This window comes from Aeromicrobium sp. PFPM2_SD2, assembly GCF_057364525.1.
On the sequence record NZ_JBNFNZ010000698.1, the window covers coordinates 1 to 804 of the forward strand.

Here is an 804-nt window from a genome sequence, read left to right on the forward strand (position 1 = left end):
ATGGCCGGGGGGTCGGCCGACGCGGCCGGCGCCTCGTCGCCTGCAACGACCTGTGGGGCACCGGCCTGACCCGGCCCGAGCTCGTCGAGCTCGCCGTCGCGCTCGGCAGCGACGTCCCGTTCTCGCTCACCGGGGGCATCGCGATGGGCTCGGGGCACGGCGAGGTGCTCAGCCCCGTGCTGGCCCGCGGCACGTACCACTGGGTGTTCGCCATCTCCGACGAGGGACTGTCCACCCCGGCGGTCTACGCCGAGCTCGACCGCCTGCGCCACGACGACACCGTGCCGGCGCCCGAGGTGCCCGCGAGCGTCCTGGCGGCGCTGCGCGCCGGCGACCCCGAGGCGCTGGGCACCAGCCTGAGCAACGACCTGGAGCGGGCGGCGTTCTCGCTGCGGCCCGGCCTGCACGAGACCGTCCGCGCCGGACGTCAGGCCGGCGCGCTCGGGGCGCTCGTCTCCGGCTCCGGGCCCACGGTCATGTTCCTGGCCGCCGACGAGGAGCACGCCACCGAGCTGGCCGCGTTCCTCGAGGGGTCCGAGGCCGTCACCGAGGTGGTCCAGGCGTACGGCCCGGTGAACGGCGCCCGTATCGTCTAGGCGTGACCAACCCGACCCGCACCGCCTGATGGCCCACCTCCTGGGCGCCGAGAACCTCGGCCTGGAGTTCCCGACCCGCCGCGTCATCGACGGCGTCTCGCTCGGCCTCGACGAGGGCGACCGCGTCGGCGTCGTCCGGCCGCAACGGCCGAACGGGCAAGTCCACGCTCCATGCGCCTGGCTGGCCGGCCGGCTCGAGCCCGACGAG

General features: G+C 75.7%; 1 protein-coding gene and 1 pseudogene. Both read left to right on the plus strand.

Translation table 11 applies throughout. The features are described 5' to 3' along the window. Positions 1 to 596, plus strand: a pseudogene (locus tag AC2W7G_RS17550) (4-(cytidine 5'-diphospho)-2-C-methyl-D-erythritol kinase); the annotation flags it as partial. A gap of 28 nt (positions 597 to 624) precedes the next feature. After that, positions 625 to 804, plus strand: a 180-nt coding sequence (locus AC2W7G_RS17555) for a hypothetical protein (protein ID WP_485869566.1), incomplete at its 3' end; no start/stop codon positions are given.